The organism is Mesorhizobium sp. M4A.F.Ca.ET.022.05.2.1 (assembly GCF_003998845.1).
Taxonomy (GTDB): Bacteria; Pseudomonadota; Alphaproteobacteria; order Rhizobiales; family Rhizobiaceae; genus Mesorhizobium.
The window spans coordinates 1-10,834 of record NZ_RZOJ01000190.1; the positions used below are offsets into that span (position 1 = coordinate 1).

Sequence of the window (10,834 nt, forward strand, 5' to 3'; positions counted from 1 at the left end):
GCAGGGCCATGGCCGCACGGCGCTTGGCGAGCGGCCGTTCAGCGTCGAAGCGATGGGCAACGACATGGCGGCGATCGTCAAGGCGCTTGGCTACGACCGGGTCGACGTCATGGGCTATTCGCTGGGCGGCGGCGTCGCCTTCCGCATCGCTGTCCAGCACCCGGAGGCGGTGCGCCGGCTGGTGATGGTGTCGACGGGCTATGCCACCAACGGCTTCTACGACGAGATGCGCCCGCAGCAGGCGCAGGTGAGCGCGGCGGCGGCCCCGTTCATGAAGGATACGCCGATGTACAAATCCTACGTCGCCGTGGCGCCGCATCCGGACGATTTCCCTAGGCTGCTCGATACGCTCGGCGCCTTCATGCGCAACGAGCGCGACTTCTCGGCCGATGTGCCGAAGCTGAAAATGCCGGTCATGCTCGTCTATGGCGACAGCGACATGTACAAGCCCGAGCACGAGATCAAGTTCTTCCAGATGCTCGGCGGTGGCCAGGATGCCGGCTGGATGCGCGAGAACCTGTCGCAGAACCGGCTGGCGATCATCCCCAACCGCACCCACTACGACATCTTTTTCGCGCCGGAACTGCCCGCCACCGCACTGCCCTTCCTCGACGGCGTGACCAAGGTGAAGAGTTGGGACGAGATGCTCGGCGCAACCGAATAGCGGGTCGGCAATCTCATGCGGCCGTCTCCCTGGAGGCGGCCGCGTGCTTTTGGACGCGCTACCATCTCTGCCGGTCGCATCATCGCAACCGATGGCTTCCCATAAAAGCTTTTCAATTGACGCAGCTCCCCGCCCGGCTACGGTTCCGGCATTCTTACCGAGCGAACGGATACCGGCGATGACGAAATATCAGGGCGGCTGCCTCTGCGGAGCGGTGCGCTACCGCGCCGAGGTGGCGCCGATCAACGAACGCGTCTGCCATTGCCGGATCTGCCAGAAGGCGATCGGCGCGGCGTTCAACGCGCGGCTGCTGTTTCGCATCGACGACGTGACCGTCGAGGGCGAGGTGGCGACGGTCAACTCCTCGCCGGACCTCAAGCGCGGCTTTTGCGCGGCCTGCGGTGCGACGCTGTTTTCCAGGCGCGATTCCAGAGGTATTCTTGGCATCACCTCCGGCTCGCTCGACGATCCTTCCCTGTTCAAGCCCGACATGCATTTCTGGACGGCCTCGAAGCAGCCCTGGGTGCGGTTGGACGACGGCCTGCCGCAATATGAGGGCCTGCCACCCGGGTAGAGTTTACCTTCACCCCTTGTGGGAGAAGGTGGCCGAGCGAATCTCGGTCGGATGAGGGGTGTTCCAGAAGACGCCGACGTCTCATCCTTCCTGCACCCCTCAACCGTCTCGGCGCTGCGCGCCGATCCACCTTGTCCCTGGTGGGAGAAGGGGAAGCGCCTGCACAAAAATTTCATCTTCGATTCACGACATAGCCGGCAAAGCGTCATTGGCGGGCCATCATTGGCTGCCTATCTATCGTGCGCGGGCCGGCATTCGAGGAGGCGACGGATGAGCGAGAGCATCAACACCCTGGACGAGCTTTTGAACGACCCGATGGTCCGGCTCGTGATGGAGCGCGACCGCGTGCAGCCAGCCGAGCTTCGCACCCTGCTCGAGAGGGCTCGCGGCAGCGCGGCTGGCGACATGCGCGCCGGCCAGCCGATGGTGCCGCCGGCCCACATGGTCGCCAAGAACTGCTTCCGGCAATGGCTGCGGGTCTAAAGTAATTCCAGCAAGAGTGTGAAGCGGTCTTCCGTCCGGAAACAAGCCTAGCTGCTTAATTCGAGGCAGCCGGCAAATAGCTGTAATGGCTGCGGAAATATGCGATCCGGAAGCCAAGGCGGGCATAGTTGCGATAGGCGGGTCCGTCGCGCTCCTCATGCGGCGCCTCGATGTCGGCGACGAACAGTTTCGCGCCGGCCGCCAGGCCGTCGCGGACCAGCGCTTCGCCAAGCACTGCGTCGAGATCGAAGCTCGGCGCCGTGATGCCGGGCACCGGCGCGTCGATGCCGCTCCAGGCCGCGCCGTCGGCGCCGATGAACAGCGAGCGCACCGCCGCCACCGCGCCGTCCCGCTTCAGGATGTAATGATGCCAGCCGTTGCGGCCGACCAGCGCCAGCAGCCAGGGTGAAGTCGGCAGCCTGTACTGGCGATCGATGAAGCCGGCCCATTCGGCAGCCGTTGCTTGCGTCACCCGCTCGACCGAGAGCCCATCGGCCGGGAACAGCGGTTCGGGCGGCAGCGGTGTTGCCTCGCGATAGATCCGCTCCCAGCCGCCCTGGCGCTGCAGGCCGCGCGCTTCGAGCCAGCATCTGAGCCGGGAAGGTTCGGTGTGCGGATTGACATAAAACCAGGGCCGCGAGATGCCGGCAGCGCGGTAATGCGCCAGAAGCGTGTCGAGCTGACTTTCGGTGGCCGGGCCGTCGACGCCGAGATTCTTCACGCAGTTGAAATGGATGAACGGGATCGTCGTGCAGGTGGTCCAGGCCAGATCGCCTTCTGCCGCCATCGAAAGCCCTTGCCTCGTTGCGAAATCGGCCGGCGCCGCAGCGTAGAGGTCAAGCCACGCATTGACCTCGGCGCGCTCGATGGCGCGGCTGAAGTCGCCCGACACGTTTTCGATCGCGATGGCCGGCGGATGCGGCACCGGCACTATTACGGGTTCCAGTTCTGACAGGGCGGATGACATGGCTTCCCCTCCCGAAATTCCTAGCCTTACAATGTAAGATTAGTGGAGGATAATATTATGGCCGAGCTTGTCAAGCGAGATATGGAGCACCGGCAGCCTGCCGTCGGAGCCGCCATTTTATCCCTAACAACTTGATTCAACATTTATTGGCAATTTCTCGTTAGGAATCGTGTCTGCCGGCGGCAAATCCGCCTTCGGCCTGTTTTGTTTCGTGTACAGGTCCAGATGCGGTTCCCAGGCGTCGTCAGTTTTGTGCTTGCATCGCTGTGCCTTGCCGGCTGCTCGTCCACATCGGGCATGGACGCCTTGCAGGTGCCGTCCAACGAGATCACCAGTTCCGTCGTCAGGCCAAGCGCACCGGTGGCGAAGGCCGTCGCGACTGCTGAGACCGAAGCCACCGACGAGACAGTGTCGATGGCCGGCACCGCCCGTATCAGGCCGCCGGCGTCATTGCCTGAAGAGAATGCGCGTCCCTTCGGCCTAGCCGAGGAAGAGACGGTGGCATTCCCTGCGCCTGATCTTCCCGACAGTGTCGAACCGCCGGTCGAGCCGGCGGCGCTTATGGCGCCGCCGAAGCGGCTGTCTCGCGCGGCGCCGGCGATGCTGGCCGGCCCCGTCACCCGATATGGCTTTCGCGATGCCAAGCCGATCAATTTCGGTCGGGCCTCGCCCCGGCACCTTGCGGTGCACGGCGTCGACGTTTCGCGCTGGCAGGGCAACGTCAACTGGGGAAAGCTGCGCGCCCAAGGCGCCAACTTCGCCTACATCAAGGCCACCGATGGTGGCGATCATCTAGATCCGATGTTCAGGACGAACTGGCGCAATGCCGATGCCGCCGGGCTGAAACGCGGCGCTTATCATTTCTTCTACTGGTGCCGCACCGCCGGCGAGCAGGCCGATTGGTTCATCCGCAACGTGCCGCGGGTTGAGGGCGCGCTGCCGCCGGTGATCGATGTCGAATGGAACGGCGAATCCTCCTGCAAGCGGCGGCCGTCGCGCGAGACAGTGCTGGAGAAGATGCAGGTGTTCATGGACAAGCTCGAACGCCACTACGGCCAGCGGCCGATCATCTACACCAGCCCCGACTTCTATCGCGACAATCTGCGCGGCGCCTTCCTCGACTATCCGTTCTGGCTGCGCGCTGTCGCGCGCCATCCGTCGAAGGTCTATCCCGACCGCAAATGGCTGTTCTGGCAATATTCCGGCTCCGGCCTGTCGCACGGAGTGAGGGGCCGCATCGACCTCAACGTCTTCCACGGCGACGAGCGCGCCTGGCGGGCCTGGGCCGGTGGACAGATGACTGTCGCCGACGCCGACTGAGCGCTCTCGGCTGATGCCATTACCGGCAGGCTGCCCCATCCCCCGGCGGCATTTTCAGCGTTTTGCTAAGGATCCACTCACCTTTTTCCTTAGTGGTCCTGCAATGCCCGGCTGGTAACATCGGCGTAATCATGCATGCCGCGCGCAACAGGCGGCCGAGCATGAATGGGCATGGAGGAGTCGATGCGCAATCCGGTTCTGGCAATCGTTTTTGTGGCCGCTGTCGGCTACGGACTTTTCAATGCGCTCGGGCATGGGCGGAGCGACAAGCCGATGGCCATTCCGGCCGCGGCGCCGGGCGCCTCGCAGACGGCGCCTCGCGCGATGACGGAGAACGTCGTCGCCTATTCCACCGAAGACAAGTCGATGCAGGCCGCCAAGAACAAGGGCCACTCGACGCTGCCGCGCTTCCACGAGCTGATGGCCGCTGGCACGCCCGGCACCTACACGGTGAAGTTCCCGCTCACCCAGAACGGCGCCACCGAGCACATCTGGATGCAGCTCACCGGCCTGGGCGACGGCACCTTCATCGGCCTGCTTGCCGACGAACCTGTCAACGGCACCAAGTACAAGATGGGCGACCGCATGACGGTGGAGGAAGCCGACGTCGAGGACTGGATGGTCAAGAACGGCGGCGAGGTTTACGGCGGCTATACCGTGCGTCAGGCGTTTGCGGACATGCCGAAGGAACAGGCCGCGAAATACGGCATCACCTTCAAGGATTGATCCGGCTCCCCGAGAGGAGGAGAGTCGCACCCCGCGCAGTCGTCATCCTCGGGCTTGACCCTACCCTTACCTTGCCTCGCGTCTTTCGCGCTCGCGTATCTCGGCCGTCTGAGCCAGCACCCAGTCGCGGAACACCTTGATCTTGGGTGCATTGCGGCGGCTTTCCAGATGCACCAGCCAATAGCCGTCGCCATCGGATCCAAGCACTTCAAAAGGCTGGATCAACTGTCCCTTGGCCAGCAGCGCATTGTAGATGTTGCGGGTGAGGATCGCGGCGCCCTGGTCGGTCAGCGCCGCCATTGCATCGTAAGCCTGCGACCCCAGCGTCGGACCCGCGATGACGCGATCGGGTTCGAACGGCACGCCGGCTGCCTCGAACCAGATTTTCCACCAGGGATCGTCGGCGCAGCATAGCGCCACCTTGTAGAGATCCTCGGGACGGTGGATGCCGCCCACACTCTCGGCCAGTCTCGGGCTGAGCATTGGCGTATAGTCCGCCTTGAACAGATAGTGAGCCGTCAGGCCGGTCCATTTTCCGGTGCCCGTGCGTATCCCGACGTCCATGTCCTCGCGCGTGAAATCGACTAGGCGGGGCGATGTGTTCACCTTCACGGCGAGATCGGGATGCATCAGCTGGAATGTTCCAAGCCATACGGCCAGCCAGTTCGTTGCGAAGGTCTCCATGGTCGTCACCGACAGCACGCCGGTCGCGCCGCCCTTGGTCGCGACCCACGCATCGGCCAGGGCCGAGAACGCGCCTGATGCGTGCGGCGCCAACTGCTGTCCGGCCTCGGTCAGGGCGATCTGTCTTGTTTTTCTTATGAAAAGCGGCGTTCCCGCGCGTTCTTCCAGCACCTTGATCTGATAGCTGGCCGCCGACTGGGTCATGCCGAGTTCTTCGGCCGCCTTGGTGAAACTGCCCAGCCGCGCCGCGGCCTCAAACACTCGGATGGCGCCTAGCGGCGGCAGCTCCCAACTCATAACGCATCAATCCTCCTGATGCATGCTACGCGAGGTTCGATTGGAATCCAAGGCCGGAAAACGGCATGCTCTGGTCATCGAACTCGAACCCGAAAGGACACACGGCAATGACCACCACCCGTTACAACACGCTTCGTCGACCGGTTCTCGACCTCTTCATCGCGCCGTTCAGGCCCCGCACGCGCGGCCTGCTCGACCGCCGTTCACTGTCGGACCATTTCCTGCGCGACATCGGCATGCTCGACGGACACGTGCCTCCCGGCACCCTTCGTTGAGGCAATCCCACGCTTCGACCGACCTAGATCCGAGGGAGGGAAAGATGTCATCGGAGGCTTTGGCGAAGAGCCGTCAAACGATCAATGCCTATGAGGACTATGCGGAACGCTACGACGCCATCGTGCGGCATGTTCCCAACGAGAGAGAACAGGCATCGCTTAAGCGCCTCGTGGCGATCGCCGGCACAAGCGGTCAGATTCTCGAAGTCGGGTCGGGAGCGGGATACGACGCTGATTTTCTGGAGGGTCTGGGCGTCAAGGTTCGCCGCACCGACGCAACCAAGCGGTTTCTCGAGTTGCAGGCTGCGCGCGGCAAGGAGGGTGATCTCCTTGATCTCCTCACCGACGAACTCGGCGGACCCTACGATGCTGTCCTGGCACTCGCTGTCCTGATCCATGTGCCCCGCGACCAGATCGATCAGGTGCTTGCCAAGATAGCCGGCTCGCTGCGGCCAGGCGGCGCCTTCCTGGTATCGATGCGCAATGGCGACGGCGAGACGGATGGCAACTATCATACCGTCTTGTGGCGTAGGGACGATTTTGCGGCGCGTATTGAGAGCGCCGGGCTGGTGCTGATCAGGGACGATTTCAACATTGGCCGCAACAGCGAGGAATGGAACACGTTCCTGGCTGTCAGGCCGGCAAGATGGGGTACGGGAGAGGCGCTGCTCGCGCCCTCGTCATCGTCGGGCTTGACCCGAGGATGACGAAATGGGGTTCCGGTATGACCCTCAACAGGTGACGAGATCCGTATGGCCAAATCCCTTCGAGTAGTCGAGCACGGAAATGACCGAAGGCACCACGCGGAAAATACGGACCTGTTCTGGCGTCGGCATCGGGCCGGGCAGCGCGACTTGCGGCGGATACTTCATCGGCAGCATCCGTAAAACCTTTTCAGCTTCGGCCCGGTCTGTAACCTCCTGCGCGCGCGCCGCCATGGAAAGTCCAGTGATCTCCATCACCTGCGGCGCGTCGTGGTCGATGGTCAACGACACGCGATCATCCCGCGCCATATTGGCCGCCTTCTGGCTTTCCAGACCGCAGAGGAAATAGAGCGTGAGGCCTTCGTTGACGTAGCCTACGGTCGTCGCCTGCGGCCAACCGTCCGGCCTCAAGGTCGCGATCGTCATGACCCGGTGCTGATCCAACAGCGTTTCGATCTTGTTTTTGATCTCCTGGTCCATCCCTTGCCTCCGACGTCATTGCCGACGGTGGCTATATTTGGGGCTCGTGGGTAGCCTTGCATTGACCTGCATCAACGCAATTGCGGGCAAGCAGGCTTCGGCCGCAATGGCTGGTCGGGTCTGGCGCCGCGCGCTGATCCAACTTCCCACAAGGGGGAAGGAGAGCGCTCACTTCGATGGTGATGTGGTCGATCATATCGTTTTTGGGTCGTTGATCGATCAAACAAAATCAGCCCGATCTTACGATCGGGCCGATAATGTTCCGTTTTAGCGGATCAAATCGCCTCAACTACACCCGCTCGTGCTTCCACACGTGTCGCACTTCTCGCAGGTGCCGTTCCGCACCATGGTGAAGTTGTGGCACTCCGAGCATTCGTTGCCGGTGTAGCCCTGCAGCAACGACTGCTGGCGGCGTGTCGCGGCGAGCTTCTTGGCGTCGGCGGCTTCCTGCGCGGCGGCGTCGGTGAACAGTGCCTCGGTGCTGGAAACCTCGGCTTCCTCCTCGACGATGTCCTCGGCCAGTTCCCTGGCGCGCTCCTCATAGTCGCGCTTGTAGGCGATGGCCTCGTCGCTCGCCGGCTTCAGCGTCAAGACGTTGGAGCCGGAGAAGGCGGTGGGTGCGGCGCGGGCAGGGGCCGTCGTCGGGGCCGAGCCGCCAAAGCCCTTGGGATCGCCGCCAGCGCCCGAGACCAGCTTGACCGGCGAAACGCCGCGGGTCAGGCCCTTCGAGAACGGCGTCGCCTTGCCTTCGGTGATGCCGCGGCCGAGCGCCGTCTTGTCGAAGTCCGACTGGTCGACATGGGCGAGGTCGTGGCGGGCGAGATAGGAGACGGCGAGCTCGCGGAACACGTAGTCGAGGATCGACGTCGCGTTCTTGATGGCGTCGTTGCCCTGCACCATGCCGGCCGGCTCGAACTTGGTGAAGGTGAAGGCCTCGACATATTCATCGAGCGGCACGCCGTATTGCAGGCCGAGCGAAATGGCGATGGCGAAGTTGTTCATCATCGCGCGGAAGGCGGCACCTTCCTTGTGCATGTCGATGAAGATCTCGCCGAGCCGCCCGTCGTCGAACTCGCCGGTGCGGAGATACACCTTGTGGCCGCCGACCACCGCCTTCTGCGTGTAGCCCTTGCGGCGGTTCGGCAGCTTTTCGCGGTCGCGGTAGAGCCGCTCCACCACGCGCTCGACGATCTTCTCCGTCACCTGCACGGCGCGCTGCGCTGCGGGCGCCGCGATCAGCTGCTCGACCAGCTCGTCCTCATCCTCCTCGCCGTCGGCGAGCAGCGAGGCATTGAGCGGCTGCGACAGCTTCGAGCCGTCGCGATAAAGCGCGTTCGCCTTCAGCGCCAGCTTCCACGACAGCATGTAGGCGTTCTTGGCGTCCTCCACCGTCGCTTCATTCGGCATGTTGATGGTCTTGGAGATGGCGCCGGAAATGAAGGGCTGCGCCGCAGCCATCATCAGGATGTGGCTGTTGATCGACAGCGAGCGCTTGCCGATCTTGCCACAGGGGCTGGCGCAGTCGAACACGGCAAGGTGCTCGGCCTTCAGGAACGGCGCGCCTTCCAGCGTCATGGCACCGCAGACATGGATGTTGGCGGCCTCGATGTCCTTCTTCGAGAAGCCAAGCGCCGGCAGCATCTCGAACGAGAAATCGCCGAGCTGCTCGTCGGTGAAGCCGAGCGTCTCCTTCACCCAGTCGGCGCCCAGCGTCCACTGGTTGAAGACGAACTTGATGTCGAAGGCCGACTTCAGCGCCGCGTTCAGCGCCGCGATCTTGTCGTCGGAAAAGCCCTTGGCCTTCAGCGAGCCGGGATTGATGCCGGGCGCCTGGTTGAGGTTGCCGTGGCCGACCGCATAGGCCTCGATCTCGGCGATCTGGCTTTCGGAGTAGCCCAGCGTGCGCAGCGCTTCCGGCACGGCGCGGTTGATGATCTTGAAGTAGCCGCCGCCGGCGAGCTTCTTGAACTTCACCAGCGCGAAGTCGGGCTCGATGCCGGTGGTGTCGCAATCCATGACCAGGCCGATCGTGCCGGTCGGCGCGATCACGGTTGCCTGCGCATTGCGGTAGCCGTGCTCCTCGCCGAGCTCGATGGCGCGGTCCCAGGCCGCCTTGGCATGCTCAGCGAGCGCCTGCTGCTTCAGATCGGACGCGACCAGCGGCACCGGATTGACGGCGAGCTTCTCGTAGCCGTCCTTGTCGCCATAGGCGGCGCGGCGGTGGTTGCGCATGACACGCAGCATGTTCTGGGCGTTGCGGTCATAGTCTGGGAAGGCGCCGAGCTCCGCGGCCATCTCGGCCGATGTGGCGTAGGCCGTACCGGTCATGATCGCGGTAAGCGCGGCGCAGATGGCGCGGCCCTCGTCGGAGTCGTACGGTATGCCCGAGGTCATCAGCAGGCCGCCGATATTGGCGTAGCCGAGGCCGAGCGTGCGGTATTCGTAGGAGAGCTTGGCGATCTCCTTCGACGGGAACTGCGCCATCATCACCGAGATTTCGAGCACGATGGTCCACAGCCGCACCGTGTGCTCGTAAGTGGCGATGTCGATCGTGCCGTCGGCATTGCGGTAGGGCAGAAGGTTGATCGAGGCGAGGTTGCAGGCCGTGTCGTCGAGGAACATGTATTCCGAGCACGGGTTGGAGGCCCGGATCGCACCGGCCGAAGCGCAGGTGTGCCAGTCGTTCATCGTCGTGTTGAAGTGCAGGCCGGGATCGGCCGACGCCCAGGCCGCGTAGCCGATCTTTTCCCACAGGTCGCGCGCCTTCAGCGTCTTCAGCGCCTTGCCGTCCTTGCGGGCGGTGAGCTGCCAGTCGCCATCGGCCTCGACGGCGCGCAGGAAGTTGTCCTTCAGCGACACCGAGTTGTTGGAGTTCTGGCCGGAAACGGTGAGGTAGGCATCCGAATCCCAGTCGGTGTCGTAGGTCTTGAACGACATCGAGGTGTAACCCTGGCGGGCGAACTGGATGACGCGGTAGATATAGTTCTCCGGCACGGCGTCCTTCTTGGCCGCCTTGATCTCGCGCTTCAGCGCGGTGTTGATCGCCGGATCGAAGCAGTCGTCGTCATGGCCTTCGCAATTTACGCAGGCCTTCATGATCGCTTCGAGGTGCTTCTTGACGATCTTGGAGCCGGTCACCAGCGAGGCGACCTTCTGCTCTTCATTGACCTTCCAGTCGATGAATTCCTCGATGTCGGGATGGTCGACGTCGACGATGACCATCTTGGCGGCGCGGCGCGTCGTGCCGCCCGACTTGATGGCGCCCGCCGCGCGGTCGCCGATCTTGAGGAAGCTCATCAGGCCGGACGAGCGGCCGCCGCCGGACAGCTTTTCGCCTTCGCCGCGCAGCAGCGAGAAGTTGGAGCCGGTGCCGGAGCCATACTTGAACAGGCGCGCCTCGCGCACCCACAGGTCCATGATACCGCCTTCGTTGACGAGGTCGTCCTGCACGCCCTGGATGAAGCAGGCATGCGGCTGCGGATGCTCGTAGGAGGACTTCGACTTGGTCAGCTTGCCGGTGAAGGGGTCGACATAGAAGTGACCCTGGCTCGGGCCGTCGATGCCATAGGCCCAGTGCAGGCCGGTGTTGAACCATTGCGGCGAGTTCGGCGCGACGCGCTGCGTGGCCAGCATATAGGCAAGCTCGTCGCGGAAGGCACG

The 10,834-nt window shown here is 63.5% G+C and carries 11 protein-coding genes; 7 read left to right on the plus strand and 4 right to left on the minus strand.

Translation table 11 applies throughout. The annotated features are described in order from the left end of the window. The 3 genes from EN745_RS20155 to EN745_RS20165 form a co-directional block, all read left to right on the plus strand. On the plus strand, positions 1 to 664 hold a 664-nt coding region (locus EN745_RS20155; protein ID WP_145992077.1), incomplete at its 5' end, for an alpha/beta hydrolase. A 178-nt stretch (positions 665 to 842) separates the two neighbouring features. Beyond that, a complete protein-coding gene (locus tag EN745_RS20160) occupies positions 843 to 1,238 on the plus strand; it encodes a GFA family protein (protein WP_127422084.1) in 396 nt (131 codons plus the stop codon). A 270-nt stretch (positions 1,239 to 1,508) separates the two neighbouring features. Continuing rightward, entirely contained in the window at positions 1,509 to 1,721 is a 213-nt protein-coding gene (locus EN745_RS20165; RefSeq protein WP_127422085.1) for a hypothetical protein, read from the plus strand. Positions 1,722 to 1,776: 55 nt separating this feature from the next. Here EN745_RS20165 and EN745_RS20170 read toward each other — a convergent pair whose 3' ends face one another. Continuing rightward, complete coding sequence (locus EN745_RS20170; protein ID WP_127422086.1) at positions 1,777 to 2,688, minus strand: hypothetical protein; 912 nt, start codon at positions 2,686 to 2,688, stop codon at positions 1,777 to 1,779. Positions 2,689 to 2,913: 225 nt separating this feature from the next. Between EN745_RS20170 and EN745_RS20175 the strand changes: the two genes are divergently transcribed. Both EN745_RS20175 and EN745_RS20180 read left to right on the plus strand, forming a co-directional pair. Beyond that, positions 2,914 to 4,008: a GH25 family lysozyme gene (locus tag EN745_RS20175; RefSeq protein WP_127422087.1), complete on the plus strand. Its 1,095-nt coding sequence runs from the start codon at positions 2,914 to 2,916 to the stop codon at positions 4,006 to 4,008. A gap of 183 nt (positions 4,009 to 4,191) precedes the next feature. Further along, complete coding sequence (locus tag EN745_RS20180; protein WP_127422088.1) at positions 4,192 to 4,734, plus strand: DUF2314 domain-containing protein; 543 nt, start codon at positions 4,192 to 4,194, stop codon at positions 4,732 to 4,734. 66 nt (positions 4,735 to 4,800) lie between these two features. Here the strand turns inward: EN745_RS20180 and EN745_RS20185 are convergent, their stop codons facing one another. After that, positions 4,801 to 5,715 carry a LysR family transcriptional regulator gene (locus tag EN745_RS20185; protein WP_127422089.1) on the minus strand — a complete coding sequence of 305 codons (915 nt, stop codon included), beginning with the start codon at positions 5,713 to 5,715 and terminating at the stop codon, positions 4,801 to 4,803. Between the two features lie 107 nt (positions 5,716 to 5,822). Here EN745_RS20185 and EN745_RS36230 point away from each other — a divergent pair, with 107 nt between their 5' ends. Then, the gene (locus EN745_RS36230; protein ID WP_189363102.1) at positions 5,823 to 5,990 is read left to right on the plus strand and encodes a hypothetical protein; all 168 of its coding nucleotides are present in this window, start codon (positions 5,823 to 5,825) and stop codon (positions 5,988 to 5,990) included. Positions 5,991 to 6,034: 44 nt separating this feature from the next. Beyond that, complete coding sequence (locus EN745_RS20190) at positions 6,035 to 6,697, plus strand: class I SAM-dependent methyltransferase (RefSeq protein ID WP_245482403.1); 663 nt, start codon at positions 6,035 to 6,037, stop codon at positions 6,695 to 6,697. 24 nt (positions 6,698 to 6,721) lie between these two features. On the opposite strand, the gene EN745_RS20195 is transcribed toward EN745_RS20190, so the two are convergent. Together EN745_RS20195 and EN745_RS20205 are read right to left on the minus strand one after the other, a co-directional pair. Then, entirely contained in the window at positions 6,722 to 7,174 is a 453-nt protein-coding gene (locus EN745_RS20195; RefSeq protein ID WP_127406558.1) for a pyridoxamine 5'-phosphate oxidase family protein, read from the minus strand. 285 nt (positions 7,175 to 7,459) lie between these two features. Further along, positions 7,460 to 10,834, minus strand: a 3,375-nt coding sequence (locus EN745_RS20205) for a vitamin B12-dependent ribonucleotide reductase (protein WP_127422091.1), incomplete at its 5' end; no start/stop codon positions are given.